General features: G+C 33.6%; 13 protein-coding genes and 2 tRNA genes. 5 read left to right on the top strand and 10 right to left on the bottom strand.

Translation table 11 applies throughout. From position 1 onward, the window contains the following. Window positions 1-51: 51 nt before the first annotated feature. From V5N68_RS01400 to V5N68_RS01390, 3 genes are all read right to left on the bottom strand, one after another. Entirely contained in the window at window positions 52-1,395 is a 1,344-nt protein-coding gene (locus V5N68_RS01400; protein WP_332065397.1) for a hypothetical protein, read from the bottom strand. Window positions 1,396-1,595: 200 nt separating this feature from the next. Next, window positions 1,596-2,885: an adenylosuccinate synthase gene (locus tag V5N68_RS01395; RefSeq protein WP_332065396.1), complete on the bottom strand. Its 1,290-nt coding sequence runs from the start codon at window positions 2,883-2,885 to the stop codon at window positions 1,596-1,598. 380 nt (window positions 2,886-3,265) lie between these two features. Next, on the bottom strand, window positions 3,266-4,429 hold the full coding sequence (locus V5N68_RS01390) for a phosphoserine transaminase (protein WP_332065395.1): 1,164 nt from the start codon (window positions 4,427-4,429) through the stop codon (window positions 3,266-3,268). A gap of 408 nt (window positions 4,430-4,837) precedes the next feature. On the opposite strand from V5N68_RS01390, the gene V5N68_RS01385 reads away from it, so the two are divergent. Both V5N68_RS01385 and V5N68_RS01380 read left to right on the top strand, forming a co-directional pair. Next, window positions 4,838-4,913 (top strand) — tRNA-Phe (locus tag V5N68_RS01385). 985 nt (window positions 4,914-5,898) lie between these two features. Then, the gene (locus V5N68_RS01380; RefSeq protein ID WP_332065394.1) at window positions 5,899-6,579 is read left to right on the top strand and encodes a hypothetical protein; all 681 of its coding nucleotides are present in this window, start codon (window positions 5,899-5,901) and stop codon (window positions 6,577-6,579) included. 1,059 nt (window positions 6,580-7,638) lie between these two features. Here V5N68_RS01380 and V5N68_RS01375 read toward each other — a convergent pair. The 5 genes from V5N68_RS01375 to V5N68_RS01355 all read right to left on the bottom strand — a co-directional run bounded on the left by V5N68_RS01375 (window position 7,639) and on the right by V5N68_RS01355 (window position 11,661). Then, window positions 7,639-7,848: a hypothetical protein gene (locus tag V5N68_RS01375; RefSeq protein WP_332065393.1), complete on the bottom strand. Its 210-nt coding sequence runs from the start codon at window positions 7,846-7,848 to the stop codon at window positions 7,639-7,641. A gap of 445 nt (window positions 7,849-8,293) precedes the next feature. Further along, on the bottom strand, window positions 8,294-8,860 hold the full coding sequence (locus V5N68_RS01370; RefSeq protein WP_332065392.1) for a biotin transporter BioY: 567 nt from the start codon (window positions 8,858-8,860) through the stop codon (window positions 8,294-8,296). A gap of 58 nt (window positions 8,861-8,918) precedes the next feature. After that, on the bottom strand, window positions 8,919-9,518 hold the full coding sequence (locus V5N68_RS01365) for an energy-coupling factor transporter transmembrane component T family protein (protein WP_332065391.1): 600 nt from the start codon (window positions 9,516-9,518) through the stop codon (window positions 8,919-8,921). Beyond that, on the bottom strand, window positions 9,515-10,195 hold the full coding sequence (locus tag V5N68_RS01360; RefSeq protein ID WP_332065390.1) for an energy-coupling factor ABC transporter ATP-binding protein: 681 nt from the start codon (window positions 10,193-10,195) through the stop codon (window positions 9,515-9,517). The genes V5N68_RS01365 and V5N68_RS01360 overlap by 4 nt, the downstream gene beginning before the upstream one ends. 26 nt (window positions 10,196-10,221) lie before the next feature. Beyond that, on the bottom strand, window positions 10,222-11,661 hold the full coding sequence (locus V5N68_RS01355) for an amino acid permease (RefSeq protein WP_332065436.1): 1,440 nt from the start codon (window positions 11,659-11,661) through the stop codon (window positions 10,222-10,224). Between the two features lie 188 nt (window positions 11,662-11,849). Between V5N68_RS01355 and V5N68_RS01350 the strand changes: the two genes are divergently transcribed. Then, window positions 11,850-12,170 carry a hypothetical protein gene (locus tag V5N68_RS01350; protein WP_332065435.1) on the top strand — a complete coding sequence of 107 codons (321 nt, stop codon included), beginning with the start codon at window positions 11,850-11,852 and terminating at the stop codon, window positions 12,168-12,170. Between the two features lie 1,066 nt (window positions 12,171-13,236). Beyond that, window positions 13,237-13,309, top strand: a tRNA-Thr gene (locus V5N68_RS01345). Window positions 13,310-15,410: 2,101 nt separating this feature from the next. Here the strand turns inward: V5N68_RS01345 and lldD are convergent. Together lldD and V5N68_RS01335 are read right to left on the bottom strand one after the other, a co-directional pair. Continuing rightward, entirely contained in the window at window positions 15,411-16,562 is a 1,152-nt protein-coding gene (gene lldD, locus V5N68_RS01340) for an FMN-dependent L-lactate dehydrogenase LldD (protein WP_332065389.1), read from the bottom strand. Window positions 16,563-17,322: 760 nt separating this feature from the next. Beyond that, a complete protein-coding gene (locus V5N68_RS01335; RefSeq protein ID WP_332065388.1) occupies window positions 17,323-18,411 on the bottom strand; it encodes a 2'-deoxycytidine 5'-triphosphate deaminase in 1,089 nt (362 codons plus the stop codon). Between the two features lie 292 nt (window positions 18,412-18,703). Here V5N68_RS01335 and mutL point away from each other — a divergent pair, with 292 nt between their 5' ends. After that, the gene (mutL, locus tag V5N68_RS01330) at window positions 18,704-20,542 is read left to right on the top strand and encodes a DNA mismatch repair endonuclease MutL (protein WP_332065387.1); all 1,839 of its coding nucleotides are present in this window, start codon (window positions 18,704-18,706) and stop codon (window positions 20,540-20,542) included. The last annotated feature ends 50 nt before the right edge of the window (window positions 20,543-20,592 follow it).

The raw sequence follows: 20,592 nt of genomic DNA, 5'->3' as shown, positions 1-20,592 counted from the left end.
TTTTCTACTTTTAAACGGATTTGGCTTGCTCACTTTTTTATTCACCCACCATCAACGCTTGTTTTTTTGATCAAGAGCTGTCAATTTATTTGGCGTTATGAGCCACTTTTTAATAACCTCATTAAAAATAGCTTCGCCTGTTGGTCCTTTTGCAAATGTGAGCTCATTTATACGCCCGTTTTTATCAGTTAACACCAAACGTATCCAATCTAATTCCCGCATCAATTGTAAATTTCTATCAAGAAATGGATGATTTCTGCTTAATGCAACAAGAAAAAAGTTATCATCAATTTTTGCAGAAACAGTTTTCATCAAAGGCTGCCCAATTGATTGTTCACTTGCCTTAAAAGTCAGAGCTTGAACACTACTTATAGCTTGGCCTGAAAATTTATCAGAAAGAATAAAAATAATATCCATAGTATATGCAGCAGGAAAAGATATGTCGATGTTACGACGTAGAATTAACCGCAATGATAACCCTTCATCCGGAATCGTTATGTCGCCTTGTATAGCTGACTCTTCTGAGGATCCTTTAACAGTTTCCTTTATCAGAGACCATCGCGCATTACCTGTCGCCACTTTTTCTGTCTCATAACTCGTACGCGTTTTATAGAGAATAGCTTCACCTAACTGTTCAATTGGCTGAAAATTATTAGCAACAACAGTTGAACTTCCTTCCTTATTTGAATAATTCTCTTCTTGACCTAAGCCAACATCAATTTCACTTCCATCCTCTAATAAACGTTGCGTCAATTTTTTATTAACTGAAATCGTTTTTGGTAATGAATTAGAAGCTTGAATATTTGCATTTGATATCTTGTGTTCATTTAATACAAATATACGCTTACCAATAAAAAAAATGCCAATAACTAAAATGGTAACACTGGTAAAGGCAACAATACTAGTTATGATACGCTTTTGCATCGATGATCGATTAGCACGGCGTAAAGCTTGAGAAAAAATATGAGAAACAATATGGGAATGATCTGCTTGCGAAGTAAAAACTAATTCTTTTTTGCTGTCACATTTAGACAATAAACAAGCACCCATATTGACAGGTTCTGCATCTGGTAGATTTAAGGCAGAAGACTCATCATCTTGTAACAATACAGAATTTTGTATGTTTTTATCGTTTGCAATTGCACCTATTGATTTCCAACCAATACCCAAAAAAAGCAACTTTTTTTCAGAAGCTAAATATTCTTCTTCAACAGTTGTAATAGCATTTTGCAAAATCTTTCTTTGTTCATAAGCTACCTCTTGTGCAATTTTTGCTTCTACAAATTGTTTTTCTAGTGTTTCGATAGCTCGTTTATAGATTCGTTTTCGCACCTGTGGTGTAGCATTACCTTGTGCGTCAATTGTTTTTTTTAAGATTCTAGTGAAATCTACCATATCCTATGCAATTTTTATTATACTGAAAAAATCTCAGCTGCACCCTTATTTTATAATTTTATAAATTGATTTAATTATTTAATATAAATATTAGCTCTTATTTAAGATGAATATATCAAATAAACAATACTATTTTGTACTTCTCTATCATTCATATTCAAATTTATACTTTTTTATAGAAGAATAGAAAACAAAAATAATTAGTCTGCAAAAGGATCAGTAACAAGAATAGTATCTTCACGTTCCGGACTAGTGGATATTAAAACCACCTTCGTTCCTATTAGTTCTTCAATATAGCGTATATACTTGATAGCCTGCACTGGTAAGTTTTCCCAACTTAATACACATGCTGTTGTTTCCTTCCAGCCTTCCAATGTTTCATATATCGGCTTCACGCGAGTTTGAGCGCCCGTCGAAGAAGGAAGATAATTAATTCTTTTACCATCGAGTTCATAGCCAACGCAAATTTTAATTTCATCTAAACCATCTAACACATCAAGTTTTGTCAATGCTATACCCTGAATACCGCAAATTGTTACCATCTGACGTACTAACACAGCGTCAAACCAACCACATCTACGCTTTCGACCAGTTACAACGCCAAATTCATTCCCACGCACCCCCAAAAATTCACCAATCTCATTTATCTGTTCTGTCGGGAATGGCCCTTCTCCAACGCGTGTTGTATAAGACTTTGCAATTCCCAAAGCATAATGAATCGAACCAAGCCCTATACCAGAACCAGTATATGCCTGCCCTACAACTGTATTTGATGATGTTACATAAGGATAAGTTCCAAAATCATTATCTAGGAAAGCACCTTGCGCGCCCTCAAAAAGAATGCGCTTCCCCATCCTATAATTTTCATCCAAGAGACGCCATGTACAATCCATAAAAGGCAAAATATCATCTGCTACCTGTATCAATTCATTATATAGCACTTGAGAATCGATCTCTGCAACCCCCATTCCACGACGCAAAGCATTATGATGCTGCAAAAGTCGTTCAATCTTGACCATAAGCGTGCTTGTTTCCGCCAAATCCATTACTCTAATAGAACGACGACCTACCTTATCTTCATAAGCCGGACCAATACCGCGCTTTGTCGTCCCGATTGTTAAACCTGAAAGACCACTTTCTCTAATTGCATCTAAATCGCGGTGCAAAGAAAGAATTAAAGGAGCATTTTCGGAAATACGTAAAATTTTTGGTGTAATCTTCACACCCTGGCTACGTAATTTTTTTAATTCTGCAACAAAATGATGAGGATCAACTACAACACCATTACCGATAATTGATAATTTTCCCCGAATTAGTCCTGATGGCAAAAGCGATAGTTTATAACTAACCCTATCAATAACCAATGTATGACCAGCATTATGCCCCCCCTGATATCTTACAACAATATCTGCTTGTTCAGATAACCAATCTACGATTTTACCTTTTCCTTCATCTCCCCATTGAGTACCAACAACTACCACATTGGCCATAACCTTCTCCGTTGTATTTGGTAAAATATAAAACTAATGTAAAAAATAGATGCTTCTTTATAGAGTTTATAAAGAGGCCTTAGAAAAAGTTCTACTCTTCATGTAAAACTTCCTCAATATTAATCTTCATGATAATAAAAAAAATACGCCTAAAACATAAAGCCTATTTTCATTATTAACCAATTATTCCTGCTGTAAAAAATAAAAAAATTAAAGGCCCTTACTACTATTTTTTCATAACTTAACAAATCATTGTATCACCCTTTGACCATTGATAATCTACGCAATATTGAAAGACTATACAAAAACGTAAGAGGCCATAATAGCCTATTACATTATCTTTTATGAAAAATTTATATTATAAAAATAGAATAAATTATTTAAAGATGGGCTCTTTCAACTTGAAATGCCCATTCAAGCCAGTTCGTTAAAGCTTCTAGGTCAGAAGTCTCAACTGTTATACCTGTCCAAATGCGAAGTCCTGGAGGAGCATCTCGATATGAACCAATATCATAAGCAACGCCCTCTTCATTAAGGCGATTTACTATAGCCTTTATAAAAGACACCTGTTCTTCAACATTTAAAGCAGTAATAACTGGATCCACAATTCTCAAACAAACAGATGTATTAGAGCGTGTTTGAGGAACCTTCGCCAAATACTCCAACCATGGCGTTTTACCAATAAAAGTATCGAGTACAGCAAAATTTTTATCAACTCGTGCTCTTAAAGCTGGCAAACCACCCAGAGACTTTGCCCACTTCAACGCATCAAGATAATCTTCCACACATAGCAGAGAAGGCGTATTAATTGTTTCTCCCTTAAAAATATTTTTGTTCAGTTTCCCACCCTTTACCATACAAAAAATTTGGGGAATGGGCCAAGTTGGAATATAATTCTCAAGTCGCTCAACAGCACGAGGACTTAAAATTAATATACCATGCGCTGCCTCTCCACCTAAAACTTTTTGCCATGAAAAAGTCACAACATCTAATTTAGAAAAATCAAGCTTTTGAGCAAAAGCAGCCGATGTCGCATCACAAATTGTTAATCCTTCCCGCTTATCTGGAATAAAATCTGCACTAGGAATACGCACACCAGAAGTTGTCCCATTCCACGTAAAAACAACATCACGGTCAAAATCAATCTGTGATAAATCTGGCAATTCACCATAAGGAGCTTGAAAACGACGCACATCAGAAAGTCTTAGTTGCTCAATAACATCATCGGCCCAACCTGAACCAAAACTTTCCCATGCGATCATATCAACCCCACGACAGCCTAATAAAGACCACAGAGACATCTCAACCGCACCAGTATCTGAAGCAGGAACAATACCTATATGATGATCAGAAGGTACTTCAAGGACTTCACGGGTTAAATCAATAACTTCAGCAAGTCGCACCTGCGCTACTTCAGATCTATGAGAACGCCCAACCAACGCATTTTTTAAAACTTCAACAGTCCAGCCCGGCCGTTTACTACAAGGGCCTGAAGAAAAATTAGGATTATTAGGACGCTCATCTGGTTTTTTCACTACTATCATTATTCTCCCCTTTCAAATGACTCACCTTCCCTCAAAAGAAGGAAAATCATTAATGATTTGTGGTAATAGCTTTCGTGCAAAAATATCAACAGTATTTTTTATTTATTCTGTAAATTATAATACTTAGTTTAATATAAAATTTTTATAGAAATGCCTCTCTTCAACCATGCTTCTAAATTGATTCTGTAAATGGAATTACCTACATTATTACCACAATACAACAATATCTTGATGGTAATATACTAATGTATCACAATATATCTATCAAGTTGATTTTATGGAAAGAGTAATTATAATACTTCAAATACAAAGATTAATTTTAAAAAATTAATTATTTTTCTCTTAATGGCTAGACAGAGAGAATTTTAATGTTATAACCGCACACGTTTCATGTATTTTGTGATACACGCCCAGATAGCTCAGTTGGTAGAGCAGCGGACTGAAAATCCGCGTGTCCGTGGTTCGAATCCGCGTCTGGGCACCACCTCTCCCTGTAATAAAAATTTTTTTAACCTGTTTTGTCATTAACCTTTCATTTCTAATTAATGAAACAGAACCCATAAAACTGTTGAAGTTTAAAATTACGATACTTTAGAAACAATCTCTAACATAAAAAAAATCTTCAATGCTGGGAATTCAGATATAAATAACATACCATCGAGTATCAAATCGTTGATCTTTATTCATCGTATAAATGATTCTTAAAATATCCGTGTTAGCTAAAATCCGACTTCTCACCCCCCCCAAAAAAAACTATCTCAAAAATAGTTTTAAGGGTTATAATTTGAAAAACTTTCTCAAATTTTTCGAATTGTTAAGCTACAAAAATTTAAACTTTACTTCATCAATTTAAGCATCCTTTCCTGGATATCGCACCAGAAATTTACTCACGTGAAATAAATGTATTTCATCATAAAAAGAAGTGCTTAAATTCATAAATGTGCTACAATTTATAACAATATCAAAGTTAATCATAATAAAAAAATTGATGGAAATTCATCAATTTAGATGAAAGATAATAACATAAAATTCCTATACAAACTATATATCAAATATATATATATGATCAAAATATTATTAAAAATCATACTTCATATCATTTGAAATAAATGTAAAGTATCCTAATCACTCTCTCAAAATGTCTCCATAAATGAATACCATTCAAGTGAAAATATACGACATAGTCTATTGAACAAAACCTATTATTATGTAAGAAAATAAATAGTTAGTACAAACGGCGCCCAACCATAACTGTCTACATTATCTTTAAAATCCATTTGAACTATTCACTTAATAATATCAAAGTCCTCTGTATAAAATTCGCTAAACCTTCTATAATAAGTAAAATTTTATTGTAATTGATTATGAATTATTTTATTAATTTTGATTAATAAATTGTTGCGGGATTTTTATTTATAAAATGTTTTCATAAAGAATTCTATATATAAACTTTAATTGGGATATCTTAAATGAAAAGAGCTATCTTTTTTCTTTGTTTATTGGTGCTTACTGCCTGTGCATCTACAAAACTGAGCGGGATTATTGATCCAAAGTATAGAAATAATTTCCAAATCAAAAAGATGATTGTTTTCGGCTATGATATGTCAATTAAAGAACAAAAACTCTTAAAAAATGCTTTAGTACAATCTCTTGCTGGATATGATATCCAACTCTATAGTGGATTGGATGTCTTTCCTATACTAAACAGAGACTACTCAAGTACAAAAGAAATTTATAAAGTCGCAAGAAGAATAGGTGCAGACACAATTTTAATTGTCAACCCATATCATCGTGACGTAGAAAAAATGTACATTCCTGGACACTATGTTCCAGCTTCAATTCACAGTCAAGCTACTGGATATGTTGATATTACGAACACCTATCACGTTACCGCTAATTCATATGCAACACCTGGTTATATGACTCCTGGGTCTAATCTCTCAATGCCTATTATGAATATCAGAGCATATCTTAAAAATACTCAAAATGGAGAAACTATCTGGTTTGCTGAAGGTATTAGTGAAGGTTCTGAATTCTCATCATTCTCTGATCTAATAATTGATACAGCAAAAAAAGTTGCAAAAACATTATTTCGAGATGGCCTTATTTCTAAAAAAGATTCTCAGAAAATTCAGTACATCAAACGCTGAGATGTAAAAATAGTTTTATCCAAGTAGGGCATTTTTAAAAAGGGGTGAGTTAATTAAAAATAGTAAAGTTCTGAAAGAGTAATAATTTCAAGAGAACTTAATAAAATGTAAAAAAATTATTTAAGTCAAGAATGGTGTAAAGCTTTGGCTTTTGTTTAAATTTCTTTTGTATCTAATAATTAACGTATCGCTACTAACAAAAAACCATGAAGACGGTAAAAACAATTTTTTCACGATAATATTGAAAGCATGATACCTTAGACATGTAGGATCATGCTATCATTAAATTTATTCAGAAGAATAAGCTATGTTCTCTAGCATTTTTAAAACATCGCGAAAGAAAGTTAAGATATATAAAATGCTCTACACCGTACTGAGATAATCATCCATCAATATTTTCTTTCTTATTTTTCTCATCATGCATAAATACCTAACGTAATAATCATGTAAATCTCTATTTAAAAAAAATAATCATTATTATACATTTTTAATAAATACTGAAACTTAAGCGTCATCCCTGATCTAATTAAGAAAAAACCATAAAAATAGATTGCTTCTGTACTTAAAATATTATCTAAACTCTCAAAGTGATAAACATAATAACCCTCAAAACCCATTCTAAGGCAATTTTGATGTTTTTTAGGATTTTCGTTCTAATTAAAAATAGTTTTTTGATGGTTTCTTTACAGCATATTATGCAACGCATCAGTTCAATTTATTCTACTTTTAAAGTCATCATAAGAAAGAAAACTGGCTTGTTTAATAACCTTCATCACTTAACTTGATGAGAGGAACTCGAAAATCCGTCATTGCATCACGTCAACCTTTCATCGCTCCAGCAGGAATTGTCCCAATAGTACCGATCAATGATCTTAATGAAGATAATACAAAGGAATATATCTAACATCTATTGGGATAAAAAGACGTAAAACAAAATGCGTTATTGTTCCTTCATTGAATGTTGCATAAAAAGCTGAAACCCCTTGCCAGTTCATTACTGAAATATTCTGCAACTTATGCGTTTTTTCCCTGATAAAGCTCGTGTTCTGTCTGTTACTTTTAAATCAACATCCAATCCAAGCGCAGCAGCATCTCTTTTAAACAAATATTGAAAATATTTATTATTGCTTTTCTAGCTGTTTCCACTTTCAAGTGCCAAATTAGAACTTTACTTAGCTTTGTTAGAACATGAATCCGTAAAGAAATAAACCGGCACTCTACCTCACCATCTCCTGTGAATTCAGCTTTATAACTTTCAAAAACATTCATAGCAATATTTCTTAGTAAGTGGAAATTACAAATGAAACGGATTCATATTTTATCTTCTTCTGTCTCTTTGATAAAATCATAACCCTGTACGAACAAAACCATACCACTATTCAACTGGTTAGTAGACTTGCTTTAAGAATATGTTTATAAGCCCCTAATCCCATCCCCCTATAGCATCATCCATTGAGAGCATAAAAATACCCTTTGGGCTCCATCATCCTTGCACTTGTAAAACTCATAAACCAATTCATCCGTCATTATATTTGTGGGCCAATGTTACAACTGTTCTTGTACTTAAATGATTTACAGTCCTTATGTTCAATTGACCCTTAAAACGCCCCTTGTCAATGCACTTGCATATTTTCTCGGATAAAAATGCAAATAAATGAGGTAAGAAAAACTTCATCATATTGCTATTTTAACTTTTGCTATACAAAAATTTCATTCAAAGCAACACTCCTCTTTTTTTTGCCAAAATAAGAGGAGAGGATTTTTTTACGGCAAGCGCTATAGAGCATGAAAGTAAAACTTTTAAAATATCTCCAATCATAAAACCTGATGAAATTATTAAAGAATTTAGCAAAGAAACTTTAGTAATATAAGCCATCCATGGTATTCCAAAAAGATACACAATCCCAATACCACCCACAACATTTATTACAAACAGTACGATAAAATTTAATCGCTGCCAAAATAATTCAACCATAAAGCCAATAAAAAATGCTGCAAATGGAAAACCAATCAAATAACCACCACCAGCTCCTAAAAAAACACTGATACCTCCATGCCCACCAGATAATAAAGGTAAACCAACAGCAACAAGGAAAAGAAAAAGAACCGATGATAAAATCCCTCTTTTCGCGCCGAGTATAGATCCTACTAACATTGGCCCCATAGACTGAGCTGTAATAGGAACGCCAAGAAAAAAAGGAAGGTTGATAGGTGGGAAAAGACCCAAAACCGCATAAATAGCCGTAAACAACGCAATATAAGTTATATCTTTTGTACTCATTCAATTATTCTCTCTCCATGGGTATTTTTATGATTTTATTTTAATTAAAACTTTATCATCAATCTCCATCATAAGAGCGAGCATCTAGGGCTTCAGCGACCTCTTCCGCCATTTTAATTGTTCGTATAATTAATGGCACAGCAAGAGCAAAAATATTAGTTTCAAATCCGCGTGCACGCTGTGCTTCACGCACCTCATGAAACTTTTCACTAATAACTGGAATAAATCGAATTGCCATAGATAAAACTATACTAAATTTTGATGGATTTATACCACAGCACTGAAATGGTCGAAGCCCTGTTTCAATTGAGTTTACCATATCCGACACTTTGGTTGTTAAAGACACAAGTAAGGCTAACAAAACAAGAGTAATAAGGCGTAATATAACTTCAACCCCTAAAAGCCAATTATAAAAAATAACCTGCAAAATAAATATGAACCCTAAAAATAGACTCATTGATTTGAGCTGCATTAAAATATTGTTAAACGGAATCCGTGCTATCGCATATAGTAAAATAACAAGTAATAAAAATAGTGAGAGCAAAGGTATAGACGACACCATAAATATGATGGATGTACATACAACAAGAAAAACTACCTTAACCCCTGGTCGCAATCTATGAATAAATGTATTGTGAGAACAATATAAACCGATCATGACATTCTTCTTATATATTCCTTTATAGCAACAGAAGGCACATCATCAACAACTATTTCCCCCTTATCAAAGACAAGAACTCTATCAAATTTTCTAAGAAATTCTAAATCATGTGATACAATAATTGCTGTTTGTGATAACCCCTCTATAACTTGTGTAACGCGGCGCTTATTTTTTAAATCAAGCAATGTCGTCGGCTCATCAAAAATAATATAATCCGGGTTCATTGCTACTACACCAGAAATCGCAATTAATTGTTTTTGCCCACCGCTTAGCAAATGAACTGAATGATTTCTAAAATCTTGGAGATCATAGCGCTGTAAAATTTCATCTATACGTTTCGTAATTTCATTCTGACTAAGTTTTAAATTTTTGAGACCAAAAGATAAATCTTCTTCTACTAACGGAAAAACAATTTGATTATCAGGATTTTGAAAAACAAAACCCACTTTACGCTTCACTGCTTTTGCGTCACGCTTTGTATTAAGTCCATCAACACTCACAAAACCATACGACGGTAATTGCAACCCATTAATAAGACGAACAAACGTGCTTTTCCCAGAACCATTTGCACCAATAATTGCAATTCGCTTTTCAGTAAGCTGTACAGTAATATCTCTTAAAGCGTAAAAGTCTCCAAAAACTTGCGTTACTTTGTCAAATTTTATAATTCCCAAAACTTATTCCAATCAATCTCTTTCTATTATCCTTTTATCCTCTCCCTTAGGTTATAGCTCAAAAATAAAAGGAAACACCATATAGGAATGATAATAACTGCCAAACTCATATCAGGCATCTGTACAGAAATATATGATTCAAGGGATGGGACCTTTATCCCTATAATACCGAACAACTGAACCATTAATCCATTTTGTCGAAAGCCACTTACAAACATAATGCAAAACAATAAAACAAGAAAGCAAAGGCAAAAATAATTGGCATAAGGATGTAAACCAAATGCATAAATAAATGACCCTTTCCTGTCTTTATGTGCTTTTCGAAACTTTAAATGGACAATAACAATAATGGTCCAAGTAATAACCGCTGCTGCAGTCGCAAGAGCCATGATACGCATAAAACTATTATCGGGAACAAAAGCATTAATAATGATGACTATCGCAGTACAAATCGATGAAAAAAGAGTCGCAACATAAGGAACACCAGCAGAACTAAGCTTACTAAAAATATGTGGAGCATTTTTTTGTGTAGCTAAACTATAAAGCATACGACTGTTAGAATAAATACCACTATTATAAACAGAAATAGCAGCTATAATAACTACAAAATTCAGAATATGACCCGCTGTGGGAACTCCTATAGTTTCAAAAATTGTAACAAAAGGACTACCATTTTTCTTGATCATATTCCATGGACTTATCATCATAATAACGCTGATAGAACCAATATAAAAAATTAGAACCCTCCACATTACTGTACGAATAGCCGTTGGTATTGCTTTTTGTGGATTAGATACCTCTCCAGCAGCAATACCAATAAGCTCTGTTCCACCAAAAGAAAACATCACCACGCAAGTAGCCAAGATGACCCCCATTGCACCATAAGGGAAAAAGCCTCCATCATCCCAAAGATGATGAACACCTGCTTGATTTTCGCCTACTCCAGTGACAATGATAAAAACTCCCGAAATAATCATACCAATGACAGCAACAACCTTAATCAAAGACAAACAAAATTCAAACTCTCCAAAAAAACGGACATTCCATAAATTAATTAACGTTACCAATGCAACGATAACAAAAGATGATTTCCAATGATCAATTAAAATCCAATGATCGAGATAAAACCCAATAACTGTAAGTTCTGTCATACCGACGAGAATATAAAGGAACCAATAGTTCCAACCTGTTATGAAACCCGCTAAGCCCCCCCAATATTTATAGGCAAAAAAACTAAAAGCGCCTGAAGTTGGCTCTTCTACTGACATCTCACCGAGCATTCGCATGATGAAATAAATAATAAGTCCCCCTAAAAGATAAGATAAAATGGTAGAAGGACCAGCTAACTGTATAGATTCCGTCGACCCATAAAAAAGACCTGTGCCAATCACTCCTCCTAAAGCAATCATCTGAACATGACGATTTTTAAGGTTACGCTTTAATTCATTGTTCTTTTCCTCAAACATCATTCCTCATTACTCTTGTTAGATTCAAGCTTAATTTTTATTGAGATAATTAACCACGATTCTTATGCAGAAGATGCACTTCTTTCAAAAAAACATAAAAATAAACGCAAATTCATTGTTTGTAATAATGCAACCACTTGTTTGTCTATGCATTACATAAATGTTCCATTAAAATGACAAGAAAAAATATGCTCCGCCCTTTATTTAAACTAATGACTTTCATTTTTGTTACTATGACAATCATAGTATCTGTCATTGATAGTATACACACTGTGATCACAGAAAATTGGGAAACAACTTCTTTAGGTAAAATATTAGCAAACCTTTTGCAAACAGATACTTATCATCTTAATCAGTCTATACATACTATTACACCACCTTTTCTTTCTTCAACGTGTATCACCATAACTTGTTTACCAGCATGGTCTATCTTTGGTATCTTAGCAGCAGCGTTTTGTATATTAAATTGCAAAAAACAAAAACCTTTTCACAAAATCTCATATTTATAAAGAGAGAATATATTTGATATGAAAAAGGTTCTCTAAAATTCAACTGCACCATGCATACTAAAACATCTACATTTAGAGATATTTTATTCTTTCAATATATTGAAAATGCTTTATTAATGGAGAAAATAAAGAAGGCATTATTATAAACATATTTATCATAATTGATCCAAGCTGCTATAATATGAAGCTATTTTGATTAATTCAAAAGATTTAACCAACGTATACTGCTCCTCTAATACTTCCTGTGAAAAATCTGTACAGAAACAACTCAATAGCCGAAGCGCATCCAAGTTATTTATAATTCTTCATTTGATTACTAAAAAACTCGAAATCTTAAAAAAGTACCCGATACTCCCATTAGTAAAAAACAAATAGAATAACTTTAAAAAAATTTAATTCTTCTCAATTTGAAAATCGTTTTATTAAGGCATTAAACGATTTAGATATTTTATTTAGGCCTTTTCATTGATCAATTACCACATAGAGAAAACTCGTCATTGCGTTTTTATTGATAAACTAGATCTATTTGCAATTCTGTCAGCCAGTTTTAATCTAAAATAATCTCTTACTTCATCTTAAATAGCAGATTAAATAGCAAACATATATCCAACCTTACCAAATTATTTCTCTTTCCCTCGATTCCTATAAAAACAGAGCATAGCTTTTCTATCACATTATTACACTCGTTTTATTTTCACATTATGAAAGTTAACAATACTATTCATTCCCTCAATAAACTTACCACACTTCCTTATAAAAACCGTAAATATCTTGACACGGCCTAACTAAGATATCTTAACACCATATACTATCCCAAAGATACTCTTTTCATATCGCTTATAAAGCCAAACACTTTTATAAATTTATCAAATATTTTATCGGTAATTATAGCATAAATAAAAATACTGTTCTGATTATAATTCCCATGAGCTACTTTTCTCATGTCAAATGTCTGCAATATTTAAAAAATGATTAAACAAAATGCATACTTGCTTTTGTGTATTCTTTTAGCTATTACCCTCAGACTAGCTTTTGTTCTTTTGTTTAATTTAATGTATGAGTTTATGCCGCATTAGCTCAGTTGGTAGAGCACATCATTCGTAATGATGGGGTCGCTGGTTCGAGTCCGGCATGCGGCACCGCTTTATATTTAAACCAAAATATAGCCAATAAATTAATGAGCGTCATTCTTTTTTAATTCATCGTTCATTATTTAATTGAGCACATTAGTGCTTGCATAGAAATAGAACCTTAAACACTAAGAATTAAAGTCTGAGTAATAACCCTATACATAAAATATCAAATTTGCTAATCTTTATCGTCATACAAATAGCCATTTAAAAACTACTTTTAACTAAAAGACAAACTCTCAAAACTTTCACAGCTACCCTAAAAAGTGTTTTAAGAACTATGAAGATTATCACGTTAAGCATTTCCGTACATTTTATTGTGATATTTAAAACTTAAACAAATCAAGATTTTTCTTTCTCAACTTTGTACTAAGTTTATTCACCTTACGTGATAAAAAATATATGTTACCGTAAAATGAATATTTTGATCATCCCTTTTAAACAAATATTGAAAAGCTTTATTATTGCTTTTCTAGCTATTTCCACTTTCGAGTGCCAAATTGGAGATAATGCATCACAAATATCCGTTTAGCTAATCTTTAAAATAAAAAAACTTTACTTAACTTTTGTTAAAACATGAAGCCGTAAAGAAATAAATCGGCTCTCTGCCTCACCATCTCACGTGAATTCAGCTTTATAACTTTCAAAAGCATTCATAGCAATATTTCTCAGTAAGTGGAAATTACAAATGAAGCAGCTTCACATTTTAGCTTCTTCTATCTCTTTGATAAAATCATGACCCCATACGAACAGCATCATACTACTATTCAACTGATTAGTGGACTTGCTTTAACAATATGTTTACAAGATACTAATCCCATCTCCCGATAGCATCCATCAAAAACATAAAACCAATACCCATTGTGCCCCATTATCCTTGCACTTGTAAGCTCATAAACAAACTCACCCATCATTATACAACTGTTCTTGCACTTAAATGATTTACAGTCCTTATGTTCAATTGACCCTCAAAACGTCTCTTGTCAATTCACAAGCAGACCCATCTTTTAACTTACAGTTCAAAAATTGTTTATGATAATGTACAAAAAAAGACTGTAATTTCAAACGATCTGATAGATTATAAAAGCTGATGATATATAATCAAAAATCAATATGTTGACAGTATACATTCATTGTTTATCCATTAAGATCAAAAAAAATTGGTTATCTGAGGTTTTAATTACTCACAAACCAATCTTGTTGTACTATGACTAGGAAGCGAATAGCTTTATTTTATACATGATGTTCACAGTTCTCGATTACAGTAAAAAAAATCGAAAGACTTCCCTCTGATTGTAATGCAAAGCATAAAAGCATTTTATAGATATTTTGCAAATTATAACTCGAGCTGTTATATGACATTTTTAATGTATAAAATTATCACATAACTTGCAGATACATCAAAATATCTATCGTATAATAATCAGCTTTATTTCTTTTATTATGCGCTCCTATATTTTAAAGAACGCGACTAGTTATACATTTTCATTCTCATTTTTCCAATAACTCTACTAATAAAAAAGCTTTTTAAGCTCATTGTTTTCTTCTTATGATGGCTAAAATGACTGATTTTTAGTCGTGTAATTGCGCAATTCAATACCGTTAATATGACATCTTCAATGCTTTATGCATTACTTTTTCCTCAATATATTCTAAATGAAGTAATATAAAAAAGATTTCAACGCGCTTTACGAAAATAGATCCCAACCAATAATACATTGATTAATCAAACCATTGCATATCTTTTATCCTTATAATTTAATCAACAAATAGCATTTGCCAATCGTGTGATATTTTCAACTAACACGTCATTCTACACTGCAGACACTAAAGATTGTTATGATATACTTGCAAAAAAATATTTTGGAAATGCAACTGTTAAATTACTTACAGAACAAAGCACCACAGACCAATTTACATGATTATTAAAAATATTAAATAATGAAGCAACTTGTAATAAAAGCCAGTTGTTACTATTTAACAAAATTCTAAAACTAGCAAAATGATACAATTAAGAGCTCTTTCTAATAATACACGCAAAATATCAGATTGCATCTCCATATACTAATCAATTAAAATCGTCTTTTTAAAACCATACAATCCGCATTCTCTATTGATCTATAACATTTGAACTTACCAAACTCTCACGTGTAATTTCCTTAATTGATCGTACACCAGTCAATACCATAGCAACTTTCATTTCATTAGCAAAAAGATCAAGGAGGTGCATAACACCTTTTTCACCAGCAGCCGCAAGGGCATAAACAAAAGCACGACCAATCATAACAGCATCTGCGCCTTGTGCTATCATCCGTACAACATCAAGACCAGAGCGAATACCTGAATCAACTAAAATCGCTAAATCACCCTTAACAGCCTCTGCAATTACTGGTAACGCTCGTGCAGTTGATAATACACCATCAAGTTGACGACCACCATGATTAGACACAACAATACCATCAGCACCAAACTGTACCGCCTCTCGAGCATCTTGCGGATCGAGAATACCTTTTAGAATCATTTTTCCTTTCCAAAAATCCCGAATCCATTCTAAATCAGACCAACCGATAGATTGATCAAAATTTTCACCAAGCCAACCTATATAATCCTCCAACGCAACCTTTTTTTGAAGATAAGCAGAAACATTTCCAAATTCATGTGGACGCCCCATAATGCCGACATCCCAAGCCCAATATGGATGAATAACCGCTTGTAAAATACGACGTAACCCAGCATAAGGTCCTGACATCCCTGAATGAGCATCACGATAACGTGCACCAGGAACTGGCATATCAACTGTAAAAACCAATGTACGCACACCAGATGACCAAGCCCGCTCTAAAGCATCACGCATAAAACCACGATCCCTGAGAACATAAAGTTGAAACCAAAACGCGTTTCCAACCGCTGCATGCACTTCTGCAATGGAGCAAACTGAAACTGAAGATAATGTGAAAGGAATACCCTTTGTAACTGCCGCACGTGCAGCCTGTACCTCACCTCGGCGTGCATACATGCCGGTTAATCCAACGGGTGCAAGCACAATCGGCATATCAAATGTTTGATCTAAAATCTTGACTGATAAATCAACTTGACCAACATGCTTCAGAATCCTTTGACGTAATGCAAGTTCTTGAATATCTGTCCAATTACGTCGCATCGTTTCTTCAGTATAAGCCCCACCATCAATATAATGAAAAAGAAAAGGAGGAAGACAACGTTTTGCTGCTTTACGGTAATCAAATGTCGAGGAAATAATCATAATAGCACAACTGTTCCTATAAAAAGTAAAAACACTTTAAAGCCAATAACCCCCAACCCGCATCGTTCTATTATATATTTTTATAAAACTGTCCATTCAGTAATTGCAGGGAAAAGAGATTGCAAGAACAAAAAAGAAAATGATTAAAAACAACGTGTTTATTTTTGCAGATTTAAAATTGTAATCCACTACAATTAATGACGTGCAAATTTCCACGCTGTAATAATCTGAAAGTTGAAGTGTAAATCTCTATGCTACCAATGACATTTTTAAAAAAATTATTTTAGCAGTTTGTCTTAAAGTCCCTAACATTATCTTATCAATAAGGCTTACCACATCTACACTCCGTAAAAATATATGACCAATTTCAAACTTAAGGCATCATTTACAAAGATAAAAAGATACTGAATGAATTTCACTTATTAACTACACCTAAAATAATACGAAAAACCTTATAAACGCGCCCTTAATCAAGATTGTTTTAAACACACACTGATAAGGCGTACATAAGGCATTTTTTTAAATTTTAAATGTCAAAAAATATGAATAAAGAAGAAAATAACCAATAAAATCATCAAAATGACATTTTATATGCAAGAAAATACACTATGCTATCATTCAAACTCTAGGAATAAAATAAACGGCAACAAATCGTCTCATATAAATTTAAAAATTTTATACATCAACGATATATTGTATTTTTAAGCAGCATAGCTTTCTCTTCAGTGAAGATATTTAATCAAAATTCTTATTTTGAAACTCATTTAAAGTGCTTCGATAACTTTAACCCTTGAGCTTGATAATGTGATCCAGCATCCTGTCCGTAAAGTACTAAGGGCCGAGTTAACATATGCTCATACATTAAACGACCGATAATTTGGCCATGCTCCAAAATAAATGGAACTTCATAGCTACGCACTTCCAAAACCGCCTTTGCTCCTTTTTCTTTCTCCTTCACATGCCCAAATCCTGGATCAAAAAAACCTGCATAATGCACCCTAAATTCACCAACTAAAGGATCAAAAGGCGTCATTTCAGCTGCATAATGCGGAGGAATATGGACAGTTTCCCGTGAAACTAAAATATAAAACTCATTAGGATCAAGAATCAGCCCCTTTTGACCCCGATCGTAAAGAGGCTCCCAAAAATCCAAAATATGAGCAACAGCACGTTTATCAACATCAATGACACTTGTATGACGTTTACCACGATACCCTATAAGCCCGTTCTCATTTCCCTTTAAATTAATGGAAATCGCAATCCCATTATTGCTAATATTAGGGAAATCATCGGATATAAGGGTCTCATTCTTATGCAAATTATGTAACTCAATTTCATTTAAATAACTTTGCCCCTTTCTAAACCGAAGCTGAGATAAACGTGACCCGGTACGAACTACAATTGGAAATGTACGGGGACTAATTTCAAGATAAAGTGGACCATGATAACCTGCACAAATTTTATCAAATTCCTGAGAATTATCTGTAATCACACGCGTAAAAACATCTAACCTTCCTGTAGAACTTTTGGGATTAGCCGCCGCAGACAAAATTTTTGGTAAAGACAAACTTTCTAAAAGAGGAACAATATAAACACAACCCGTTTCCAAAACTGCTCCATCCTGCAAATCAAATTCATGCAACTTTAATCGCTCAATCTTATCAATAACTTTTGTATCACATCCCGGCATAAATGAAGCACGTATACGATAAGCTTTTTCTCCTAAACGAAGATCAAGACTTGCTGGTTGTATTTGACTAAAATCAAATGGCCAAGAGGCAGAAAAAACGACAGTATCAATTAAAGCCTGTATATCATTATCAGCTAAAATACCATTTACACGCGCCATATCGTCTTCCCTCTCAACGTTGCTTTGCCTCATTTTGAATCAAATGATTAACCAGTGCAAATATCTTCGATAAGAAAAATCATTCTCATTTTTTCTAATCTAGCTTATTTATTTGCATAATTAATAAATGCTATAGGTTAGATAATGAAAAGCGTTTGATACAATACTTTTTATAAAATGAATATAGCTTTTTAAGGATAAGATTTCTTGTGCCCCCTTATTCTTGAATGTTAAACAAATAATGTTATCATATCAGAAAACTTCTATAAATTTAGTAAGAAATCTTTAAATTATGATTATACGCCACCTTAGCGAAAATATTATTAATCAAATCGCAGCAGGAGAAGTTATTGAACGACCCGCAAGTGTTATCAAAGAGCTTGTTGAAAACGCTATTGATGCAGGAGCAACTCGGATCGAGATTGTGACAGCAAATGGTGGAAAAAATTTTATAAAGGTAAGCGATAATGGCTGTGGAATTCCCGAAGAGCAATTAATTTTAGCAGTTTCTCGTCACTGTACATCAAAGATTACCGATGATGTCCATAATATTTGCTTCCTTGGCTTCCGAGGAGAGGCTTTACCCTCTATTGGTTCTGTTGCTAAGCTTAAATTAACCTCACGCACACACAATGCTGACAACGCTAGTGAAATTGTTGTCACAGCAGGACAAAACATAGGACCAAAACCAGCTGCAGCTAATCCCGGCACTATTGTTGAAGTTCGTGATCTTTTTTTTGTCACTCCAGCACGATTAAAATTTATGAAAACCGATCGCGCTGAAGCAAATGCTATCACCGATATCATTAAACGAATTGCCATCGCATTTCCGCATATCCGCTTTTCTCTTTCTGGTCCAGATCGAACTTCCATGGAATTTCCTGCTACAGGAAATAATATCCAAGGACAATTAGAACGTATTACACAAGTTATGGGAAAAGAATTTGCTCCCAACAGCATCTCCCTAAATGCTGAACGTGAAGCAGTCCGTTTAACTGGTTTTGCCTGTTTACCATCCTTTAATCGTAGCAACAGCCTTCATCAATTTATTTACGTTAATGGGCGTCCAGTGCGCGATAAATTCCTTTGCGGAGCAATTCGAAGTGCCTATGTCGATGTTATGGCTCGAGACCGCTATCCTGTATCTATTCTTTTTATTAATTTACCGCCAACTGATGTAGATGTGAACGTACATCCAGCTAAAGCTGATGTACGATTTCGTGATCCAGGACTAATTCGTGGTTTAATTATTGGAGCAATTCATGAAGTATTGCATCAAGCTGGAATCCGCCCCATTTCAACAAATTCTGAAGCAATGCTGGCTGCATTTAAAACATCATCGTCATTTCAAAATTCTCAAAGCCCTTCTTCTTATAACCCACAACAATATCCCCTTTCACCATCATCCGTACCAATATTTCACAAACCATCAGATGAGACGATAAATGCTGTTAATTTAAGGGAAAACTCCACCCCCATTATGGATGCCTTAAAGACACCAAGTGGTGATGTATGCACTACAAATACTACACTTTCATCAGAAGAATTACATTATCCATTAGGAGCTGCTAGAGCGCAAATTCACAAAAATTACATTATTGCTCAAACACAGGATAGTTTAATAATTGTTGATCAACATGCTGCTCATGAAAGACTGGTATATGAAGCACTCAAGAACGCACTTTATTCTAAACCACTTCCTTCACAATTGTTGCTTGTCCCTGAAATTGTAGAGCTATCTGAAGAAGATGCAACATGCCTTTTAACTCACAAAAATTCTTTACAAAAATTTGGCTTAAGAATAGAACCATTTGGACCTGGCGCAATTGTCGTACGTGAAACACCTTCCATGTTAGGAGAAGTTAACATACAGGCCCTCATTAAAGACTTAGCAGATGAAGCCGCTGAATATGATACTATAGACAATTTAAAAGTAATGCTCGACCATCTTGCAGCAACTATAGCCTGCCATGGGTCAATAAGGTCAGGACGTCTTTTGCACCCCGAAGAAATGAATACACTCTTACGTCAAATAGAAGCAACACCCAATACTAGTACATGTAATCATGGTCGACCTACTTATATTGAACTTAAATTAGCTGATATAGAACGACTGTTTGGAAGAAGATAAATTATTACTCAAGACTTGACCAAAAAATATTTTTTAAATTTACTCTCGAC

The sequence above is a fragment of the Bartonella eidoli genome, from assembly GCF_036576145.1.
Classification (GTDB): domain Bacteria; phylum Pseudomonadota; class Alphaproteobacteria; order Rhizobiales; family Rhizobiaceae; genus Bartonella.
This window is presented reverse-complemented; position numbering and strand designations above follow the sequence as displayed.

Excerpts from the sequence above, each read along its gene's own strand:
- V5N68_RS01400 (WP_332065397.1), bottom strand. The coding sequence starts at position 1,395 with ATGGTAGATTTCACTAGAATCTTAAAAAAAACAATTGACGCACAAGGT.
- V5N68_RS01395 (WP_332065396.1), bottom strand. The coding sequence starts at position 2,885 with ATGGCCAATGTGGTAGTTGTTGGTACTCAATGGGGAGATGAAGGAAAA.
- V5N68_RS01390 (WP_332065395.1), bottom strand. The coding sequence starts at position 4,429 with ATGATAGTAGTGAAAAAACCAGATGAGCGTCCTAATAATCCTAATTTT.
- V5N68_RS01380 (WP_332065394.1), top strand. The coding sequence starts at position 5,899 with ATGAAAAGAGCTATCTTTTTTCTTTGTTTATTGGTGCTTACTGCCTGT.
- V5N68_RS01375 (WP_332065393.1), bottom strand. The coding sequence starts at position 7,848 with ATGAATGTTTTTGAAAGTTATAAAGCTGAATTCACAGGAGATGGTGAG.
- V5N68_RS01370 (WP_332065392.1), bottom strand. The coding sequence starts at position 8,860 with ATGAGTACAAAAGATATAACTTATATTGCGTTGTTTACGGCTATTTAT.
- V5N68_RS01365 (WP_332065391.1), bottom strand. The coding sequence starts at position 9,518 with ATGATCGGTTTATATTGTTCTCACAATACATTTATTCATAGATTGCGA.
- V5N68_RS01355 (WP_332065436.1), bottom strand. The coding sequence starts at position 11,661 with ATGTTTGAGGAAAAGAACAATGAATTAAAGCGTAACCTTAAAAATCGT.
- V5N68_RS01350 (WP_332065435.1), top strand. The coding sequence starts at position 11,850 with ATGCTCCGCCCTTTATTTAAACTAATGACTTTCATTTTTGTTACTATG.
- lldD (WP_332065389.1), bottom strand. The coding sequence starts at position 16,562 with ATGATTATTTCCTCGACATTTGATTACCGTAAAGCAGCAAAACGTTGT.
- V5N68_RS01335 (WP_332065388.1), bottom strand. The coding sequence starts at position 18,411 with ATGGCGCGTGTAAATGGTATTTTAGCTGATAATGATATACAGGCTTTA.
- mutL (WP_332065387.1), top strand. The coding sequence starts at position 18,704 with ATGATTATACGCCACCTTAGCGAAAATATTATTAATCAAATCGCAGCA.